This window comes from Paucibacter sp. TC2R-5, from assembly GCF_025717605.1.
Taxonomy (GTDB): domain Bacteria; phylum Pseudomonadota; class Gammaproteobacteria; order Burkholderiales; family Burkholderiaceae_C; genus Paucibacter_A; species Paucibacter_A albus.
Genome location: NZ_JAJIRQ010000002.1, coordinates 589,335 through 608,218, shown reverse-complemented (window position 1 = coordinate 608,218; position 18,884 = coordinate 589,335). Strand labels below are relative to the sequence as shown.

Annotated in this window: 17 protein-coding genes; 8 read left to right on the top strand and 9 right to left on the bottom strand. The window is 62.7% G+C overall.

The features are described 5' to 3' along the window. Positions 1-30 precede the first annotated feature (30 nt). Together LNV08_RS06460 and LNV08_RS06455 are read right to left on the bottom strand one after the other, a co-directional pair. A complete protein-coding gene (locus LNV08_RS06460) occupies positions 31-405 on the bottom strand; it encodes a DUF2845 domain-containing protein (protein WP_263532847.1) in 375 nt (124 codons plus the stop codon). Between the two features lie 13 nt (positions 406-418). Next, entirely contained in the window at positions 419-1,693 is a 1,275-nt protein-coding gene (locus tag LNV08_RS06455) for a glutamate-5-semialdehyde dehydrogenase (protein WP_414858692.1), read from the bottom strand. Between the two features lie 157 nt (positions 1,694-1,850). Here LNV08_RS06455 and LNV08_RS06450 point away from each other — a divergent pair, with 157 nt between their 5' ends. After that, positions 1,851-2,717 carry a c-type cytochrome gene (locus tag LNV08_RS06450; RefSeq protein ID WP_263532846.1) on the top strand — a complete coding sequence of 289 codons (867 nt, stop codon included), beginning with the start codon at positions 1,851-1,853 and terminating at the stop codon, positions 2,715-2,717. Positions 2,718-2,740: 23 nt separating this feature from the next. On the opposite strand, the gene LNV08_RS06445 is transcribed toward LNV08_RS06450, so the two are convergent. Beyond that, positions 2,741-4,024, bottom strand: coding sequence for a glycerophosphodiester phosphodiesterase family protein (locus LNV08_RS06445; RefSeq protein ID WP_263532845.1), 1,284 nt, complete (start codon positions 4,022-4,024; stop codon positions 2,741-2,743). A 102-nt stretch (positions 4,025-4,126) separates the two neighbouring features. Next, entirely contained in the window at positions 4,127-4,747 is a 621-nt protein-coding gene (locus LNV08_RS06440) for a glutathione S-transferase (protein WP_263532844.1), read from the bottom strand. 99 nt (positions 4,748-4,846) lie between these two features. On the opposite strand from LNV08_RS06440, the gene LNV08_RS06435 reads away from it, so the two are divergent. The 3 genes from LNV08_RS06435 (at position 4,847) to LNV08_RS06425 (ending at position 7,927) form a co-directional block, all read left to right on the top strand. Next, a complete protein-coding gene (locus LNV08_RS06435) occupies positions 4,847-6,619 on the top strand; it encodes an ABC transporter ATP-binding protein (protein ID WP_263532843.1) in 1,773 nt (590 codons plus the stop codon). Beyond that, positions 6,619-7,581, top strand: coding sequence for an alpha/beta hydrolase family esterase (locus LNV08_RS06430; RefSeq protein ID WP_263532842.1), 963 nt, complete (start codon positions 6,619-6,621; stop codon positions 7,579-7,581). The genes LNV08_RS06435 and LNV08_RS06430 overlap by 1 nt, the downstream gene beginning before the upstream one ends. 121 nt (positions 7,582-7,702) lie before the next feature. Beyond that, complete coding sequence (locus LNV08_RS06425) at positions 7,703-7,927, top strand: DUF1161 domain-containing protein (protein WP_263532841.1); 225 nt, start codon at positions 7,703-7,705, stop codon at positions 7,925-7,927. Positions 7,928-8,098: 171 nt separating this feature from the next. Here LNV08_RS06425 and LNV08_RS06420 read toward each other — a convergent pair whose 3' ends face one another. Continuing rightward, the gene (locus tag LNV08_RS06420) at positions 8,099-9,085 is read right to left on the bottom strand and encodes a 2-dehydropantoate 2-reductase (RefSeq protein WP_263532967.1); all 987 of its coding nucleotides are present in this window, start codon (positions 9,083-9,085) and stop codon (positions 8,099-8,101) included. A 279-nt stretch (positions 9,086-9,364) separates the two neighbouring features. On the opposite strand from LNV08_RS06420, the gene LNV08_RS06415 reads away from it, so the two are divergent. Further along, positions 9,365-9,877, top strand: coding sequence for an FxDxF family PEP-CTERM protein (locus tag LNV08_RS06415; protein ID WP_263532840.1), 513 nt, complete (start codon positions 9,365-9,367; stop codon positions 9,875-9,877). Between the two features lie 113 nt (positions 9,878-9,990). Here LNV08_RS06415 and LNV08_RS06410 read toward each other — a convergent pair whose 3' ends face one another. The 3 genes from LNV08_RS06410 to LNV08_RS06400 form a co-directional block, all read right to left on the bottom strand. Further along, positions 9,991-10,620, bottom strand: coding sequence for a DUF7010 family protein (locus LNV08_RS06410; protein WP_263532839.1), 630 nt, complete (start codon positions 10,618-10,620; stop codon positions 9,991-9,993). A gap of 121 nt (positions 10,621-10,741) precedes the next feature. Further along, positions 10,742-12,409, bottom strand: a complete 1,668-nt coding sequence (locus LNV08_RS06405) for a BamA/TamA family outer membrane protein (protein WP_263532838.1) — start codon at positions 12,407-12,409, stop codon at positions 10,742-10,744. Between the two features lie 9 nt (positions 12,410-12,418). Next, on the bottom strand, positions 12,419-14,491 hold the full coding sequence (locus LNV08_RS06400; RefSeq protein WP_263532837.1) for a sensor histidine kinase: 2,073 nt from the start codon (positions 14,489-14,491) through the stop codon (positions 12,419-12,421). Between the two features lie 118 nt (positions 14,492-14,609). Here LNV08_RS06400 and LNV08_RS06395 point away from each other — a divergent pair, with 118 nt between their 5' ends. Both LNV08_RS06395 and LNV08_RS06390 read left to right on the top strand, forming a co-directional pair. Continuing rightward, positions 14,610-15,809, top strand: a complete 1,200-nt coding sequence (locus LNV08_RS06395) for a CaiB/BaiF CoA transferase family protein (RefSeq protein ID WP_263532966.1) — start codon at positions 14,610-14,612, stop codon at positions 15,807-15,809. A gap of 172 nt (positions 15,810-15,981) precedes the next feature. After that, a complete protein-coding gene (locus tag LNV08_RS06390; RefSeq protein ID WP_263532836.1) occupies positions 15,982-16,263 on the top strand; it encodes an HU family DNA-binding protein in 282 nt (93 codons plus the stop codon). A 56-nt stretch (positions 16,264-16,319) separates the two neighbouring features. Here LNV08_RS06390 and LNV08_RS06385 read toward each other — a convergent pair whose 3' ends face one another. After that, positions 16,320-17,033 (bottom strand): hypothetical protein, encoded by a 714-nt coding sequence (locus LNV08_RS06385; RefSeq protein WP_263532835.1) that lies wholly within the window; start codon positions 17,031-17,033, stop codon positions 16,320-16,322. A 253-nt stretch (positions 17,034-17,286) separates the two neighbouring features. Between LNV08_RS06385 and LNV08_RS06380 the strand changes: the two genes are divergently transcribed. Beyond that, positions 17,287-18,852 carry a methyl-accepting chemotaxis protein gene (locus tag LNV08_RS06380; protein ID WP_263532834.1) on the top strand — a complete coding sequence of 522 codons (1,566 nt, stop codon included), beginning with the start codon at positions 17,287-17,289 and terminating at the stop codon, positions 18,850-18,852. The last annotated feature ends 32 nt before the right edge of the window (positions 18,853-18,884 follow it).

Sequence of the window (18,884 nt, the reverse complement as noted above, 5' to 3'; positions counted from 1 at the left end):
GCAGCAAGGATGCTGCCGGCGCAGACCAAATCAATTGCCGTAATCAAGATCCTGCACGGACTTCAGGCGGCCGTCCTCAAAGATCAGCAATTGCATGAATTGCTGAGGGCCGAAGTTGTAGACCCATTCTTCGATGCTGACCTGGATCTCGCGCTCGACTTCCACCGAGTTGCCGATCGCGCCCGCCTGCCTGGTTGTCGCTCGCTGGTATTCGCGTACCCGGATGATGCGCCGCTCCAGGCGCGCGTCCCGCGTGCTGGGCGGCCCGCATTTCTTCAACACCTCGGCCTTGTGCAGGCCGGGGTCGATGACGTAGGAGTTGCAGCGAAAGGCCCAGGCCGAGGGCGCGTGCGCGAACAGGCTCAATGCCAAACTGGCGGCAAGCAGGACGGGTTTGATCTTCATCGATTCAATACCCTCAAACCCGCACCTCGCCCTGACCCAGCACCACCCATTTCAGCGAGGTCAAACCCTCCAAACCGACGGGGCCGCGCGCATGCAGCTTGTCGGTCGAAATGCCGATTTCTGCACCCAGGCCGTACTCGAATCCATCGGCAAAGCGGGTGCTGGTGTTGACCATCACGCTGGCCGAATCGACCTCACGCAAAAAGCGCATCGCGTGGGCGTGGTTGGTCGTCAGGATCGCATCGGTGTGGTGCGAGCCATAGTGGTTGATATGCGCAATCGCCTCGTTTAGGCTGTCGACGACCTTGATGCTGATGATGGGCGCCAGATATTCCTCGCTCCAATCGGCCTCGGTCGCGGCGGTCACCTTGGCGCCCGGCAGAGGGCCCAGCAAGGCCAAGGTGCGCGCACAGCCGCGCAGCTCCACGCCCTTTTCGGCCAAGACGGCGCCGATATGGGGCAGAAAGTCCGGCGCGCTTTCGGCATGCACCAGCAGCGACTCGGTCGCATTGCAGGGGCTGTACTTCTGCGTCTTGGCATTGATCACCACCGTCAGCGCCAGGCCGAAGTCGACCTCGGCGTCGACGTAAGTGTGGCAGTTGCCGTCCAAGTGCTTGATGACCGGCACCTTGGCTTCGGCGCTGATGCGCTCGATCAGGCTTTTGCCGCCGCGCGGAATGATCACATCGACATGCTGAGGCGCCGTGATCAGGAGGCCAACCGCCGCGCGGTCGGTGGTGTTGATCAGCTGCACGCCGGAGGGGGGCAGGCCGGCCTCTTTCAAGGCGGCGGACACCAACTCGGCCAAGGCGAGGTTCGAGTGCAAGGCCTCCGAGCCGCCACGCAGAATGCAGGCGTTGCCGCTCTTGATGGCCAGCGAGGCGGCCTCGATGGTGACGTTGGGCCGGCTCTCGTAAATCATGCCGAACACGCCCAGCGGCACGCGCATCTGACCGACGCTGATACCGCTAGGCCGGCGCTTCAAGCCGCTGATTTCGCCGACCGGATCGGGCATCGCGGCGATCTGTTCGCAGCCCTCGGCGACCGTGGCGATTGCCGCCGGCGTGAGCTTCAGCCGGTCCAGCAGCGGGCCTTTGAGGCCGGCGGCTTTTGCGGCGGCCAGATCCTTGGCGTTGGCGGCCTTCAGCGCCGGGCCGCTAGCGCGCAAGCGGCGAGCCAGCGACAGCAGCGCCTGGTTCTTGGCGGCGGTGGGGGCAGCGGCCATCAAGGCGGCGGCGCTGCGGGCGGCGCTGCCGACGCCGTCCATATAGCGGGTCAGGGCATTCAGATCGGTGCGGGGTGTGTTCATGTTTGGCATTTTCACCGATGGCGCAGCCCTGGCCCGAAACGGCGACGCTCGACAGACGGCAAAGCCGCCGCAATAATCGCCGCCGGCGAATTCATTCTTCAATCCTCGCCCGCTCGGGCTGCGACAGGAGTGCTCTATGCAAAGAAGGTCAACTAGCCTGTTCCGGGCGATTTTGCTGCTGGGCCTTGGGCTCGGGCTGGGCGCCCCAGCGGCGCAGGCGCGCGACGCCGCGCTACTGGAGCGAGGCAAATACCTGATGAATGGTGTTGTCGCCTGCGGCAACTGCCATATGGCCCGAGGCGAGCAGGGCCAGCCCTTGTTCGAGAAGGGTTTGTCGGGCGGCATGGTGTTTGATGAGCAGGTGTTCAAGGCGATGGCGCCCAACATCACCCCCGACCCGGAAACCGGCATCGGCAAATGGACCGACGCGCAATTGGCCAAGGCCATCCGCGAGGGTGTGCGCCCCGACAAAAGCATCATCGGCCCGCCGATGCCGATCGAGATGTACCGGCATATTTCAGACCGGGATCTGGCCGCGCTGATTGCTTACATGAGAGAGCAGCCACCGATCCGCAACGCGGTCGCCAAATCGACTTACGCTATTCCCCTGCCTCCGAACTATGGGCCTGCGCTGGTCTCCGTGGCCGCGCCCTCCAGCAATGACAAACTGAAGACCGGCGAGTACTTGGTGCGGATGGGGCATTGCATGGAGTGCCACACGCCTCGCAGTCAGCAGGGTCGCCTGGAAATGGACAAGCTGGGCGCGGGCGGCCAGACCTTCAAAGGACCTTGGGGCGAGAGTGTCGCCCGCAATCTAACTTCTCACGCCAACGGACTGAAAGACTGGAGCGACGCCCAAATCGCCAAGGCCGTCCGCGAGGGTGTGGACCGCCAAGGCAAACCCTACAAGCCGCCGATGGCCTACGGCTTCTATCGGTCGATCAAGGACGAGGATATGGCGGCCATGATCGCCTATCTGCGCAGCCTCACCCCGATGCCCTGATCAGGCCGACACTTTTCGCTGAGTCAATTGGCGCGTTTTTGCCGCCGCGCCAAACTCAACACCCCCACCAAGCCGCCCAACATCAGCGCATAGGTCTGCGGCTCCGGCACGGCCGACAGCGTGGCCACGGCAGCGACGCCTAACAGGGGTTGATCGGTGAAGAAGCCGTCCATGCCCAGATCGACAAAGGCCTTGATCTGGCCGGTCAGATCGCCATAGGCGGCCGGGTCGGCACTGCTGTCGAACTCATTCGGCAAGAACACGTTCTCCGCGCGGAAGGTCCAGCCATGCACGGCCAGGCCGCGCTGATGCGCGTTGGCGATCAGCTGCGTCGGCGAGCCCAACTTGCCGCCCACCAGCGGAATCATCAAATTGGTGTTGGAGCCTACGCCATCGGCATAGGTCTTGATGCTGTCCAAACCGGCCGCCGAGGCCAACTCGGCATAGCTGCGACCATCATCAAAAGGGTTGCCGCTGCCGTTGAGCAACTGAATGATCTTGATGTCGGTCTTGCTGTTGATGTACTCGAGGTTGTGCACCTCGAAGGACTGGATGAACACCGGCGCGTTGTGGTCATTGCCGTAGTTGGCGTGCAGCGTGGCGATCAACTTGTCCTCCATGCGCTGCAGGCCGTTGGCGTCGGTGAAGTTCTTGAAATAGCTCGGGTGCTTTGTCTCGGGGTAGATGCCGATGACGCGGCCGGTTTCCAAGGTCTTGGCCTTGGCCAGATTGATCACCTCTTGCAGCGTCGGGATCACGAACTGGTTGTTATAGGCGTTATTGCCCAGGCGCAGATCGCGCAGGCGCTCTTGGGCGCGGATGTCGTTGCGGATCTCGGCGGCGGTGAAATCTTCGGCGAACCAGCCGGCCGTTTTCACGCCGTCAACATTCTTGACAGTCAGGCGGTCCGCATACTTGGCCAGTTGCCAGACGTTGGTGCTGCTGTCGGTACGGTTCAGCACCGGTGCGCCGTTCACCATCTTGATGGTGCCATTTGCATTCAGTTCGACGCGGGCCAAGAGGGGCTCGTGGCGGGCGATCAACTCGCCGTCTTTGGTCATCACCAGATCGGGCTCGATGTAGTTGGCGCCTTGGGCAATAGCCAGGGCATAGCCTTCCAGCGTGTGCTCGGGGCGATAGCCAGAGGCGCCGCGATGGCCGATGACGAGGGGAGCAGCACCGCTGAGTGTGTTCCAGACCTTGGCCGGCAGCGGGCTGGGGTCAATTGCAGGAAGAGCCTGAGCGGATGTGGCGGCAGCGGTGGCAGCCAAGGCGCATAGCGCGACGGAGATAGCGTGCATATTCATGTGGAGTCCTGTTTGGAGGAAAGGGTCGCATCAGCATCGCCCAGCCACATGACACGCCAATTAAGCGCCAACATCCGTTCGGATGCGGGCGCCTGGAGGCTCTTACATGCCGAACTTGGCGTAATACGCCGCGACTGCCGGCGTGGCCGCAATCCGCTGCATATGCGCGTTAAGGGCCGGTGCGACCTGCTCGACCAGATCGCGGGGCACATGGTCGAGGCGACCCGAGTTCAGGCCTCGCACATCGATAAACACCTTGAGATCCGCCACCGTCAATCGATGGTCGGCAAAGTACTCACCGCCGTGAGCCAAGAGCTGCTTTTCCAGCCAGCGCAGATAGACCGGCATCGAGCCGTTGACCAAAGCGAGCCGTGCTTGCTTTTGCTCTTCACCCGTCATGCGAAAGCTGGGGCCCAGCTTGACCGAGGCCTCTTCGACCACGCACATCACCTCATCGCAGAGCAGCGCCTGGAAAGGGTCGCTCGGATACAGATTCGCCAGCTTGCCCGCATAACGGATGATCGCGTCGCACTGCGTGACCTGCACGCCGTCCACATGCAAGGTGGGCACCTGGCTCAGCGGTGTGGTCTTGCGCACCTCCTCGAACTCCGGGAAGCTGAAGCGGTAATCCTCAAATGGCACGCCGCCGATATGAAAGGCCAGCCGTGCGGGCTCGGCGCGGCCGCCGTGGAAGTCGAAATAGGTGAGTTTGAGTTGGCTCATGGTGCTGTCCTGAGTTGCAATGAAGGCGAGGCAGCAGATGGTAAGTCAAGCGGGAAAACTCAGTTACGCTGTGTCGCAATGTCCTTCTGACCCCCACAAATGCACCCCTTCAAAAAACTGCTGGCTTACGCCCAAGGCCACCGGCGCGATATCCGCCTGGCCACGCTGTACTCCATCCTCAACAAATTCTTCGACATCCTGCCCGAGGTGCTGATTGGCGCGGCGGTGGACGTGGTGGTGCGCGGCGAGCAGAGCTTTTTGGCCAAGAACATCCTCGTCAACTTCGGCATCACCGACACCTGGCAGCAGCTGCTGTTCCTGGGAGGTTTGAACATCGCGGTGTGGATAGGCGAGTCGGGTTTCGAATATTTGCTGGAGCTGAAATGGCGCGGCTTGGCGCAGAACATCCAGCATGAGCTGCGCCTGGACACCTATAGCCATGTGCAAAAGCTTGAGCTGAGTTACTTCGAAAATCAGCGCACCGGCGCGCTGATGTCGGTCTTGAACGACGACATCAATCAGCTGGAGCGCTTCCTGAACGGCGGCGCCAACCAGATCATCCAGGTGGTGTGTTCCTCCGTCATGGTCAGCGCGGTGTTCTTTGCCTTGCAGCCGGGCCTGGCAGTGGTGGCGCTGCTGCCGGTGCCGCTGATTCTGTTCGGTACTTTCTGGTTCCAGAAGCGCCTGGCGCCGCGTTACGCGGTGGTGCGCGAAGCGGCCGGCGATGTGTCGGCGCGCTTGAACAACAACCTGCTCGGCCTGGCCACCATCAAGGCCTTCGCGACCGAGACGCTGGAAGCCGCACATATCGGCCAGGCCAGCGATGCCTACCGCGTCGCCAATGCCAGCGCGATCCGGCTCAGCTCGGCGATCACGCCGGTCATACGCATGGGCATTCTGGCCGGCTTCACCGCCACCTTGCTTTACGGCGGCTGGCTCACCATTCATGGCGATTTGGCCGTTGGCGCCTACTCAGTGCTGGTCTTCCTGACCCAGCGCCTGCTCTGGCCAATGACGCGCCTGGCCGAGGTGGCCGATATGTACCAGCGCTCGATGGCAGCCGCCCAACGCGCGCTCGACCTGCTGGCCACACCGATCAAGATTGCTTACGAAGGCGAACATTTCCCGGTCGAACAGGCGCGTGGTGGCTTGAGCTTCGAGAACGTCAGCTTTGCCTATGCAGAGCAGCCGACGCTGCAAACCCTGAATCTCGGCATTCCGGCGGGTCAGACGGTTGCCTTCGTCGGCAGCACCGGTTCGGGCAAGTCCACCTTGGTCAAGCTGCTCTTGCGTTTTTACGAGCCGCAGCAGGGCCGCATTCTGTTCGACGGTCGGCCAATTGGCGAGTTGAACCTGCAGGATCTGCGGCGCGCGATCGGCTATGTCGCGCAGGACAGCTTTTTGACCGATGGCACGATCGCCGAGAACATCGCCTACGGCATGGCCCAGGCCAGCGATGCACAGATCCATGAGGCAGCGCGCCTGTCAGAGAGCCTGGAGTTCATTGAGCGCCTGCCCTTGGGCTTTGCCACCCGCGTTGGCGAGCGCGGGCAAAAGCTCAGCGGCGGCCAGCGTCAGCGCTTGGCGCTGGCCCGCGCTATCTTGAAGAACCCGCCGCTCTTGATCCTGGACGAAGCAACCAGCGCGGTCGACAACGAAACCGAGGCGGCCATTCAACGTTCGCTGAACATCGTCAGCCAAGGTCGCACGACGCTGGTGATCGCGCATCGCTTGTCGACGGTGCGCCAAGCTCATTGCATCCACCTCTTGGAGCATGGACAGATCGTCGAGAGTGGCACGCATGACGAGTTAGTTGCGCAGGGTGGGGCCTATGCGGCACTGTGGCGGCTGCAGACGGGTGAGATGATTTGATGTCATTCGCATCACTACGCAGGTTCTTTCTGGGCAGCAGCGTCGTCCATGGTCCGGTGGCCGCGATCAGCAAACACCAGTTGCAGCGCCCCGAAGGCCCGCGCAAATTCCTGCTCGCCCGACCCAGCCAAGGCCCGACTGGCCCGCGTCCCTTGGTGATCCTCTTGCACGGCTTCGGCGCCTCGGCCGCGCAGTTGCTGGGCCAAAGCTTCCCACCCTCGCCGCTGGCGCATTGGCTGGAGATTGCCGAGCGTGAGCAATGCCTGGTGGCGGCGCCCGAGGGCAGCGGACACAGTTGGAACGACGCCTTTGCCGACGCGCGCGTCAACGCCAAGACCGACGACTGTGGCTTCATCGGCGCCCTAATTGACGAGCTGATTGCAGCCCATGGCGTCGACGCGGCGCGGGTCTATGTAATGGGCGTGTCCAAGGGCGGCATGATGGCGTTTCGCGTGGCAACGGAGTTGGCGCCCAAGCTGGCGGCGTTTTCGGCCGTGCTGGCCTCGATGCCGCTGAACAGCCAATGTGCGCCGCCGCAAACGCCGATCTCCGCCCTGTTGATCGCCAGCAGCACCGATCCGCTGGTGCGTTATGGCGGAGGCAATTTTTTGAAAAACCGGCGTCAGGCCGGCGCCATGCTGGGCATCGAAGCCTCGGCCTTGGTGTGGCGTCAGCTGGCCGGGCTCACGGGCGATGCAGTGTCACATGAGTTCCCGCATCGCCAAGCCAAGGACAAGACGCGTGCAACTCGCTGGATTTGGGGTAAAGATCCGCAACAATTGCAAGTTAGCCTGATCCGGATTGACCGAGGCGGGCACGCCGAACCCAGCCCAACGAGGCGGTACCCGCGCTGGATCAACTGGCTGACCGGCGCGCAGAATGCCGATTTCGAGACGGCCGAGCTAGGGTGGGAGTTCTTCAAGGACAAACGGGCGGCATTTGTCGGTCCGGGGCCCAATTGAACCCAGGGCATACCCGTGCGCGATGTCTGCATGACGGGAACATAATGCCAAAACTGTAGGGTGGCCGCACTTCAAGGACGGCACTCGAACGCAACGTTTCGACCTTGTCTTGGAGATGTGCATGAATAAGTCTTACGCCCTGGCTCTGTCCCTGCTGTTCGGTATCGGCGCTGCCCAAGCGGCCAAGCCCTGCGAGGAACTCAAGTCCGAGATTGCCGCCAAGCTCGACGCCAAAGGCGTGAAGGCGTACACGCTTGAGATCGTTGCCAATGACAAGGTTGGAGAGGCGAAGGTCGTAGGCAGCTGCGATGGTGGCAGCAACAAAATCACTTACGAACGTAAGTAGGCGTGGGTTTGGTTCTCAGTCAATCCTGACCCAAACCTTTTATCCCCTTCATCCTGGTTCAAGGCTCCGGGTCGCGTGCTCGCCATTTTGGGGCGTTGCCACGAGCAGAATCAATCGGCGGCTTTTTGGTGAGGGCAGAGCCGCTATTTAGCCAAGAATCAAGGGGATAGGTCACACCAGCCCCCGCGTCTGCGCCATCAAGCGCGTCAGGCCAAGCATCGCATCGGTATAGGGCGTGGCCAAGCCAATGTGCTGGCCGATCTCGCGCACCGAAGCGACCAGCGCATCCAACTCTAACGGCCGGCCGGCCTCGACGTCCTGCAGCATCGAGGTTTTGAATGCGCCGAGTTTGCGCGTTACTGCATGGCGCTCTTGCGGCGTCTGGCCAACCGCGCAGCCAATGCGCTCACCGATGGCGCTGGCTTCAAGCATCACGGCGGTGACGAAGCCGCGCACCAGCTCGTCATCCAGAATCCGGTCACAGGTGGCGCCCGTCAGCGCAGAGATCGGGTTCATGGTCATATTGCCCCAGAGCTTGTACCAAATGTCTTTTTGGATGCGCTCGGAAACCGTCGCGTTGAAGCCGGCGCGGCTCAGCAGCTCGACCAGCTCGGTGATATGCGCGGGGCGGCCACCGGCCGGGTCACCGAGGATCAGGCCCATGCCCATCACATGTTTGACAAGGCCGGGCTCTGGGCTTGAGCAACTCGCATGGACGACGCTGCCGATCACGCGCTCGGCCGGAATCGCCGCCGCGATCACGCCGCCCGGGTCGACCGACTGCAGTTGCAACCCAAGGCAAGGGCCTTCCAGGCCATTGAAGAACCACCAAGGCACGCCGTTCATGGCCACCAAGACCTTCGTCTGCGGGCCCAGCATGGCTTTGACCGCAGGCGCCACGGCAGCCAGCGCCGGGCCTTTGACGGCGATGACGATCAGATCGGGCTGACCCAGGTCTGCGGGCTTGTCGCTGGCGAAAATCGGCACCGCGATGCGCTCGCCGCCGGCCGAATCCATGCGCAAGCCATGCTGGCGCAAGGCGGCCAGCGTGGCGCCACGGGCCAGCGCGCTGAGCTGCACTTCCTGACCGAGTTTGTGCCCAAGGTGGGCGGCAAACCAGCCGCCGATGGCGCCTGCGCCGACGATGCAAATTTTCATCATTTCTGAACTTCCATAGGCGCGGACTGCGCCTGACGAGTCTCGCATATCGCCTTAGCCAAAAAACGCCGCGCTATGTCCGTTGCAGGCACATCAATCGTTGGTGATGCGCCTGCAACAGGAGCCTTTTGCGTGACCCAGTTCACACGGCAAGTCTCCCACCCCCCGGGCCAAGGGGTACGCAACTGGTACGCCCCCACCTAAAGTTCAACCCATGCCATCGAGAAGTGAATTCGGTGGTTTGACTCTTCAACCACTCAATTGAAATTAGGGATCACCATGAACTTCAGAACTACCGCTATCGCTGCTGCCTTGGCCCTTTCTACTGTCGGCGCCTTTGCCTCAACTTCCGTGTTTGACGTGGACGGCCTTGCTACCTTTTCCAGTACAAAGTTTGGCATAGACGGCATCTTTTCCCAAACCGTGACTTTCTCAGGTTTGAGCGCAGGTTCCTATGTGGTCAACGGCGACATCAGCGGTTCAAAGTTAGTGTTTACCAGCGTGGCGGTCGATGGACACAACTTTGATTTGACTGCAGGTCTCGACGGGAAATTGCGTGGTGGCACAGTGATTGAATACACAGGGGCAGCTCCATTGACTTTGACGGTCGAGGGTGTAGTTGACTCCGGATGGACAACTGTTGCCAAGAAAACGTATAACTATCAAGTAGCTAATTTCTCTGGTTCTTTGGTAGCTGCAACTGCTCCCGTCCCAGAACCACAGACCTACGCTCTGCTGCTGGCAGGTCTGTGTGGCGTGGGCTTCATGACCCGCCGTCAGCGCCAAGGCTGAAGGACAAATAGGCGCGCAATTGGCGCCTGAAGCGAGAAGAGGGTGGTCAGATTGACCGCCCTTTTTTGCTTTCAGAGCGCCCGGTACTCAAGCGCCCCACTGCGATCGCTCTCTCAATGCTGCACCGAAGGCTTACCCTGCGGCGAGGGGTGCTGCACAACAGCCCCGATACCATTGAGCCGCCTCCAACGCCGCTCCAGCACCACGATGGTGATGATGTACAGGCCGACGATGAGAGCGGGTATCAGCACAAAGCGCTGCGCGGGGAAAGCGTACCAAGCCGCCACGAGCAGCAGCGTGCGTGCAATCGCGTGGAAGGCTCCTATCCAATGCTGGATGATCCAGCTGAAGGGCAGCCACATCAGACCGGCCAAGATGCCTACGGTCAAGGGCAGCGATTGATGGTCTTGGCTGGCCCAGGGCAGCGCGATGGCGAACACCGCCAGACTCATCAACATGGCGCTCAAAAACAGCCGGTCAAATTCGTTCTTGGCCTTGTTCCTGGACAGCAGGTTTTCGCCAGTGAAACGGGATAAAAATACCCCCAGATAGAAGATGGACCCGGTGCCGAAGTACAGCGTCATCACCGCCTGAAAGGGCGTGCCCAGCCAGCCAACCAAACCAATCAAGGCCCAGGCCAAGGTGCCGGCCAGCGGCATAGCGAGGAAGCGCCGGCGGGTGAATTCATCGCGCTGCTGCTCAAGTGAGCGCGGGGCACTGTGGGCAAGGGAGGGCTGGTTCATGAGTAGGCTCCATTGGTGGCTTGCAATGGAGCGAATCTTGCCGCCGCCATCCCGCTCAAGCCCGGTCTTGGCGACGAATCAACAGCCGCGACGACGAATCGCCAGCACGCTGGCGCGGCCTTCAGAAACTGGCCTTGGTCTTGACGAGGACTTGCACCTTCTTGATGTCGGCCGACGCGTTCAACGGGAAGGCGAGGTCCACATGCAGCACATTGCTGAAGGCGGCGCGTGCGCTGACGATGCGGGCACCAAAGCCGACGTCAGAGAGCCAGCCCGGATTGAGGGTATTGCCAAAGCCGGTGTTGCCACCCCACGCCCTGCCGGTGTCAAAGAAGGCCGCGCCGCCGACGCGAAACAGCCGCCAGATATAGAGGTCGGTGTAGAAGCGTTCTTCGACGGTGAACAGCGCGCTGCGGCTGCCGCTTTGGTAGCGCAGCGGGTAGCCGCGCAGGCCGTTGTCGCCGCCCAGCAGCAAGGCATCGACCGGCTCCGGGTTCGTCTGCACGGCGCCCGACGCCGCCGCATAAAACAGCCAGCGCGGCGACTGCGGCAGGTAATACTGCGCTTGGCCCGCGAGCTGCTGACGCCGAATCTTGCCGTCAGCATATCGCCCGGAGAGCGAGCCCGAGGCGATCAGCGTTTGTTTGGGCGCGGGCTCGAAGCCCCGGCTCAGCGTCGCCGCATAAATCAGCGCCGAGTGGCTGGAGCCCAGGCCGGTTGCGGCGTAGCCGAGCTGGACCGTGGAAGCCAGCCCCAGGGCGAAGAACTCGGGCCGGCCGATCAGGTTCCGATTGAGCTCGCGGTCATAGCGGTCCTCGATCAAGCTGTAGCGCAGAAAGGGTGTGACCAATTTTTCATTGCTGGGCAGCGGCGTCGGCGCGAGCAAACCGGCCTCTTTGGCGTAGCCGTCATCGCGGTAGTTGATGCCCAGCGAGTAACGCTGTACCCAACCGTTCTCCAGGCCTTTGGACCAGCCCGCAAAGACCTCGGCCAGATCTTGCTTGTGGCGATACTGGCTGGCGATTTCGCCGGCATTGTAGAAAGCGTCGATGCGGTCATCCTTGATCGCCCACAGGCCCCCCGCCCAGCGCGAGTCCAAGGCATAAAAGGGCTGAACGATAGAGGCCGCCTGGCGCCGGCCGTCGCTATTGGACGCCAGGCTGAGCGACACGGCCGTCCAGCTGCCAAAGGTGCGGTCGCTGGAGAATTGCAGCTCATTGCTGCTGCGGTCCACATTGCGGGAATGCCCAAACGACAGCGCCGTGCCACTGCCCAGCAGGTTGTATTCCTTGAGCTGTATGCCGGCGGAATTGGCGCCGCCCGAGCGGCCCACGCTGATCCCGGGGTCGAGCGACCAGGTGTCGCGCGTCACCACCTCGATGTCAACCACGCCGTCGTGATAAGCCACAGGGCGCATTTGCACATCGTAGAGATAGCGCTTGCTGCGCAGCAGCCGCTCGGTCTCGTCGATCAAGCGCAGCGACACCCGCTCACCCGTTTTGAACAGCAGCGAGCGCCGGATGACCTCGGGCCGGGTCTGGATATGCAGCGCATTGGCCCAGCGGAACAGCAGCTTGTCTTCATCCGGGTCACGCGTGTCGAAGATGTCCTCGGCCAACACGCGGATTTCGCCGATGGTGGCGCCGGCGGCTTCCAACTCCGCAAAGCTGGGCAGGGGGCCGGCGGCCGGAGCTTGCGCAATCGCCATGCCGTGCAGACTGAACGCCAGCAAGCAGCAACTGAAACTTGCGGCGAGTTTTTGCAGCAGCCGATTTGATGTCTTTTTCATAAGGCGCCGCTAAGAGTTGATGTGCCTGGGCATCTGCAGGCTGAAGCTACAACCCGCGCCCAAAGTGCTGCTGGCCCGCAGCTGGCCGCGCAGCAGATCGGTGCTCAGATTGCGGGCAATATGCAAGCCCAGACCCAAACCGCTGTCGTTCAAATTCGTGTTGAACGGGTCAAAAATGCGCTCCAGCTGTGCCGCCGACAGGCCGGGGCCCTGATCACGCACCAACAAATGCAGCTCGCTCTCCAACAAGGTCAGGCGCACCCACACACCCGCTTCGACCGTCGCCGCCGAAGCGTTGCCCGGCTTCGTCTGGGGTTGTCCATGCAGGTATGCATTCGCCAGCAGCTGCTTGAGCACCTGTGCGAAGACTTGCGGATAGCCAAAGCAGGGCGCAAGGTCCGGCAGCTCAAGTCGCAAGGGCAGATCGGTGACGCCGAGGCTGACGGCCGTCAGATGCGCCACCTGACGCGTGATGTCGACGGCATCAAATTCGCGTGCGGTTTCTGCATGCTCCAGGGTGGAGACCTGCTTGAACACCTTCATCAAGTCGCTGGCCTGGGTCAAAGCATGTTCGGCTAGGTCCGAAGCGTTGCGGCTGAGATCGACAAACTCGCTCAACTCCTGGCGAGTCAGCGGGCCGGTCAATTTTGCGGCAAAGCCGCCGACGGCGTCACTCAGACTGCTTACCGCCATGCGGGCATTGCCCAGCGGCGTGTTGAGCCTGTGCGCGACGCCCGCCACCAAACGTGCCAGTGCGGCCAAGCGCTCATGCTGAGCCAAAGCCAGGCCGGCGGCTTGCAATTGCTCGGTACGCTCGATCACGCGCAGCTCAAGCTGGTCGAGCGTCTGCTGCAGAGCGGCCTCGGCGCTTTCACGCCGCTGCACCTGAGCGCGCAGCTCCGCAACCGTTTCAACCAGCGCTTGATTGCGCTGCGCCAACTCGCGCGTCAAGTCGTCACCATGCTGGCGCAGGATGCGGTTCTCGCCGCCCAGTTCGGCCGCGCGCACCATCTCTTCAAAACCCTTGGCCGACAACTCCTGTTGCTGCTTGGCCTGGGCCTGATGCAGGCGCGCCAACTCACGCACCGCTGCTTGCAGCTGCATCGGGCTCCAAGCCGGGTCCGGGTGCATCAGCAGCAGTTCCTGAATCTTGATCAAGGGGGCCAGGCAACCCATGCGCTGCGTTTGCGCCGCCTCCCGGCCAGCCACCAAAGCCGCCAAGCCGGCCGGCTGCTGCCCGCGCCCCAGCAATACCAGCCCCTCGCAATAGGCCAGCCAGGCCCAATGCACGGGAAGGAAGTTGAAGGACTCGGGCGGCCCCTGGATCATCTGCTTCAGCTCGGCCAAATGCTGTTCGGCTTGGCCCAGCTCACCCTGAGCGGCGCAGCCTATGGTCAGGTTGATCAAGGCCGCCGATTGCTCGGCCGGGAATTCGTCACGACTCAAGGCCAGCGCCTGGCTATGGGCATGCACCGACGTAGCCCTTGCCTGTGGGCTGCCGCTTTCCTCGGCCTCGTAAAAGGCCGCCGTGCCGAGCACGCTCCACATCGAAATCTGCGTCTTGGTCGGCACCATCGGCCGATGCGCGAGCCACTTTTTCGCGTAAAGCAGGCCTTCCGGGTACATGCCGGCGCCAACAAACATCCTGGCCTGAGTTTCTACCGCCCGCATCAAGGCCGCCGCCAAACCATGGTTAATGCACAACTCAACCGCTGCCACCACCTCCTCCAGCGCCGACACATACATGCCGCGGGCAAATTTGATATTGGCCTGAAACAGGTGCATGTCGACCAGCGCGACGGGATCCCCCAGCTCGCGCGTCTGCGACTCCAGCAAGCGCAGTTCGGCCAGAATTTCAAGCTGCGGGCGCACGGCCCGCCGCAAATCGGCCTGCAGATGCAAGGTCCGCAAGCGCAAAAGCGCCCCGGGCGCGCCGGCGGCCTGGGCTGAAAGCGTTTCGATCTGCTCGTAAACCTGCTCGAATTTGCCTTTCAACAGGGCTTCACGCGCCTGCTCAATCCGCGCGGCGATCTCATCGGCTGATAGCGCGGCGGCTGCGGACGTTGAGGTGATATTGCCCATATCGGTAAGGATAGCCGCTAAGCTTGCAACTGTGCGCCTGAACCGGCTGCCAACAATAGACGAGCCCTCGATGAACCCAACCCTCACTCCAGCGCAGATTGATATTCAAGGGCAAGACCTGACCCCCGGCCAACCGACCGCCCTGCCCCTCGCCGGCCTGCGCGTGATCGAGTTCACCCATATGGTGATGGGCCCGACCTGCGGCATGGTGCTGGCCGATCTGGGCGCCGAGGTGATCAAGATCGAGCCGCTGGAGGGCGACAGCACACGCCGCCTACTAGGTGCAGGGGCCGGCTTCTACCCGCTCTTCAACCGCAACAAGCTCAGCCTCAGCCTGGATGTCAAGAACCCACGCGGGCTTGAGATCGTGCTCAAGCTGCTGCACGGCGCCGATGTCTTCAGCGAGAACTTCAAGAGCGGCGCGATGGACCGGCTGGGCCTTGGCTTTGAGGCCTTGAGCCGGCTCAACGAGCGGCTGATCTATGTCTCGCACAAGGGCTTTTTGCCCGGCCCCTATGAGCACCGCACCGCACTCGACGAGGTGGTGCAGATGATGGGTGGCCTGGCCTATATGACAGGCCGCCCCGGCGACCCGCTGCGCGCCGGCAGCAGCGTCAACGACATCATGGGCGGTATGTTCGGCGCCATCGGCGTGCTGGCGGCGCTGCAGCAGCGCCACAGCACGGGGCGCGGCCAGCTGGTGCAGGCCAGCTTGTTCGAGAACAATATCTTTCTGGTCGCGCAGCACATGATGCAGTTCGCCGTCACCGGCAAACCGCCGGCACCGATGCCCGAGCGCATCTCGCCCTGGGGCATTTACGACGTCTTCGCGGTGGCCGGGGGTGAGCAGATTTTCCTGGCCGTGGTCAGCGACACGCAATGGGCCATCTTCTGCCAAGCCTTCGGCATGAGCGACCTGCAATCCGACGCACGCCTGGCCAGCAACAATCTGCGCGTGCAGGCCCGCGCATGGATGATGCCCGAGCTACGTCGGCGCCTGCAGGCCCACACAGCGGCCGAAATTGCCGGCGTCTTCGAGGCCGCCGGCCTGCCCTTTGCGCCCATCACCAAGCCAGAGCAACTGATGGACGACCCGCATTTGCTGGCGACCGGCGGCTTGGCACCGATGACGCTACCGGACGGCCGCGAAACCCGCGTGCCACTGCTGCCCTTGAGTTTGAACGGCGAGCGCCTGGATCTGCGTCTGAGCCCGCCGAGGCTTGGCGAGCATAACCATCAATTGCTGCGGCAGCTGGGCTATGGCGAAGATGAAATCGCTGCGCTGCTGGCCGAGGGGGTGGTCGGCATGAGCGAATAATGCTGGGCGATCGGCGGCTGATAAAGTTGTTAGCTGAATTTGAAGTCAAATTCGACCGACTTTTCAAAAATCGGCCCGGCCCCGCGGCTTGATTTTCGAGCGCTCCGGCCAGAAGGCTGATAATCGCGGCCCCGTCACCGGGATTTTCTTATTTGCACCCACTGGATATCTGATGAACAAAAGCGAACTGATCGAAAGCATTGCCACCAAGACTGGCGCCACCCGTGCTGCCGCAACGGCCAGTTTGGACGCTGCGCTGAGCGCTATCACCGAAGCGCTGGCCGCTGGTGATTCGGTTGCCATCCTCGGCTTCGGCAACTTCAAGGTCAGCGAGCGCGCTGCCCGCACCGGCAAGAACCCCGCCACCGGCGAGGCGCTGGAAATCGCCGCCGCAACCGTTGCCAAGTTCACACCCGGCAAGGCCCTCAAGGATGCCGTGAACGCCAAGAAGTAAAAGCAGCAAGCCTTCGGGCTGCCGTCAAGAATAGGCGCCGTCCGCGTGACGAGCGCCTATTTTTTTGCCTGCAACAAGGCCTTCGCCGCTTCGATGCGCAGCGCCATCGCGACCGAGGTGTCGTTCATGACCTGGGCCAAGAAGCGCTCGGGGGCCATATTGGCAGCGTCGTTTGAGGCAGCGCTGGCGGCCATCGGGGTGACTGGGCTGATCGGGGTGAGCCTTGCCACGCCAAGCTTGGCCAGCGCGGTGGCCAGGTCTTTGGTCTGGATGCTCTGCAGACGGCACAGCAGATCCGCCTGGCCCTCACGGCTGGGCGGGATGTCCAGCCAGGGCTCGGCGGTGAACACAGGCGCGAGGTCGGGAGCCACGAAGGCAGACCAATGATCCTCTTGCTCGTCGGTCGGCCGGGGCGGCAAGTTGGAAAAAGCGGGCGTAGCAATCCCGACGCGGTCCTGGGCCACATCGCTCAGGTAGCGCCCCTGCAAGGCCTGCGCAAAGCCCAATGCCTGCGGCTGCGCCAGCGGCTCGGCCAGGGAGAAGTACAGCTGATAGCCATCGACACCCGACACGGCGATGGCCGGCGCCGGCAGGTCCAGATCGGCCTGCACGCCGCGCCAAACCCGGGCGATCAGCGTCCAGTCGGCCGGACTCGCCAAGGACAGCACGACAACGCGCACAGGCGCGCCATGCGCCGCCAGGCCCTGGCCCGCAGACTGGGCCGTCGGCGCAGCATAAAGTCGTTGCAGCTCGGATTGGAGTCGGGGCATGGGGCGCTGAAAAGGGGTGAGGTGATCGAAGGCCAGACTCTACTCGACCCGCGCCCAAGCCCAAGCCAAGGCCCAAGCAGCCCCGTTTGGGGCGGGAAAAGCATGGCAAAGCACCGCCTCTTTGCCGGCGACGTCGGGCCGGTCACGACTCATACTCGAAGACTTTGACGCTCGCGCATCCAGGCGCGGCCGCGCCGCATTGCTGCGGCTCGGGTTTGACGTCGGCTTTTGGACTTGCCCCGGGGATTTTTTGATGTTCAAGCAACTCGATGTGAAGGCCCAACTGAGCTTGGGCTTTGGCTTGGTCGTGGGCCTGTTTGTGGCGGCCCTGCTGGGCGTGGGGCTGATGGTGGCCACGCTGTCGGACGGCGTTCATGCCATCAGCGAGAAGTCGCTGCCGCGCGCCCTGATGGTGGACGAGATGAATCTCGCCCGCTCGGATGTGCAGCAGTTCTTGACCGATGTGGCCGCCACCCATGACGAGGCCGGCTACAAGGACGCGGAGAACTCGGCGCAGCTGTTTCGCAACAACGTGGCCGAGTTTCGTCGTCAATTCCAGGCCGAGAAGGATGTCGCCAAGCTGCAGGAGTTGGAGGCCTTGAGCGCCAGCTTCGAGACCTTTGCCAGCGGCGGCAAGCTGATGGCGCAGGCCTATCTCAGCCAAGGCATGGAGGCCGGCAATCTGTTGATGAAGGGCTCGCCCGACAAACCCGGCTTCGACAAGCTCAGCGAAACGCTGGGTGAGCGGCTGGAGAAATTCCGTGCGGCCGAGGTCGAAGCGGCCAAGGCCAGCGCCAAGGAGGCCGACCAGCTCAGCAAAAAGATTCGCATGCTGCTGCTCTTCGGCGGGCTGGCGGCCGCCATCGCGGCCGTCGTGATCAGCTCGCTGATCGTGCGCTTGCTGTTGCGCCAACTGGGTGGCGAGCCGCGCATCGCGGTGCGATTGGCTCAACGCGTGGGCTCGGGTGATTTGTGCAGCAAGATCATCGTCGAGGCCGGCGACAGCAGCAGCCTGCTGGCTCAGCTCAAGCATATGCAGACCGGCCTGGTCTCGGTCGTTGCAACGGTGCGGCGCGAGTCGGCAGGCGTGGCCGAGGCCAGCGCCGAGATTTCGGACGGCAATAACGAAATGTCGGACCGCACGGTCAGCCATGCCAATGCCTTGGAAGAAGCAGCCGCTTCGATGGATCAGCTGAACGTCACCGTCAAGCAAAACGTCGACGGCGCCCGCGAGGCGCAAGCGCTGGCATCCTCCGCCTCCCAGGTGGCCCAGCGCGGGGGTGAACTGGTGTCGCAGTTCGTCGGCACCATGCAGGGCATCAATGAAGCCTCACGCAAGATCGGCGACATCATCGGCGTCATCGACAGCATCGCCTTTCAGACCAATATCCTGGCACTGAATGCCGCCGTCGAGGCGGCCCGGGCCGGCGAGCAGGGGCGCGGCTTTGCCGTCGTGGCCAGCGAGGTGCGCAGCTTGGCGGGCCGCTCGGCCGAGGCCGCGCGCGAAATCAAGGCGCTGATCAACACCAGTGTCGAGCGGGTGGAGCAGGGCTCGTCCCTGGTCGATCAGGCCGCCGCCACGATGAGTGAAGTGGTGCACAGCATCCAGGCGGTGTCCAGCATCATGACCAATATCAACAGCGCCAGCGCCGAGCAAAGCGGCAGCGTCGCGCAAATGACCGCTGCTATCCACCATATGGAGAACGTGACGCAGCAAAACGTCGCCATGGTCGAAGAGATGGCGGCCTCGGCCAGTACCTTGAGGGCCAAGGCGCAAGAGCTGTTTCAGACCGTGCAGGGCTTCAAGCTGGCCGAGTAGGCGCTTCTGACCCGCTGGCCGGGGCCTGTGCG